General features: G+C 66.7%; 1 protein-coding gene. It reads right to left on the bottom strand.

Translation table 11 applies throughout. The annotated features are described in order from the left end of the window. Nucleotides 1-20: 20 nt before the first annotated feature. Nucleotides 21-834, bottom strand: an 814-nt coding sequence (locus U9980_RS14195) for an ABC transporter permease (protein WP_322768348.1), incomplete at its 5' end; no start/stop codon positions are given.

Raw genomic sequence — 834 nt, 5'->3', positions numbered from 1 at the left:
ACCTGTGATCGTTTATACGATTATGAGGTGAGGTTGCGGTACTGATGCACGGCCAGCGGTGCGAACACCGCACCGATGCCCACCGACCAGACCACCGACTGCCACACCCAGTGGAGCGCGGGGCCGCCCTCCATGAGGGCACGCACAGCGTTGATCGTGACGTTGGCCGGCTGCACCGTCGCGTAACCCTGCAGCCAGCCGGGCATGGTGCTCACCGGCACGAACGCCGAACTCGGGAACACCAGCAGGAAGAACGGCAGGATTGCGGCGACCTGTGCCGTCTCGGGATCCTTCACGGCGAGGCCGATGGATGCGAACACCCACGACATGGCGTAACCGAACAACAGCACGAGCCCGAGCCCGGAGATGATCGCGGGGACGGAGTTGTGGAAGCGGAACCCGACCATGATCCCAACCGCGATCATCATGGCAAGCACCACGACGGCGCGGCACAGGTCGGCGACGGTCCGGCCGGCGAGGACGGCCGAGCGGGCCATCGGCAGGGCACGGAACCGGTCGATGATCCCACTCTTGAGGTCTTCGGCCAGCCCGACCGAGGTCGCCGCGCCGCCGATGAGCGAGGCCTCCACGAATATGGCCGGGACGATGTAGTTGACATAGCTGCCGCCGGGGACGGCGATGGCGCCACCGAGGACGTAGCGGAACAGCAGCAGGATCAGCAGCGGCTGGGCGCTGGAGATGACGAGCAGCTGGGGTGTGCGCACGAGCCGGACAAGGTTGCGTCGGGCGATGCCGGCGATGTCACCCAGTGCGACGGTCGGACTGAGTGACGCTGTGCGCGTCGCCGGCTGGTCGAGCGTGACGACGTTCATG

This window comes from Protofrankia sp. Cr1 (genome assembly GCF_963555865.1).
Classification (GTDB): domain Bacteria; phylum Actinomycetota; class Actinomycetes; order Frankiales; family Frankiaceae; genus Protofrankia.
The sequence above is the reverse complement of the archived record's forward strand: the minus strand, read 5'-3'. Positions and strand labels throughout refer to the sequence as shown.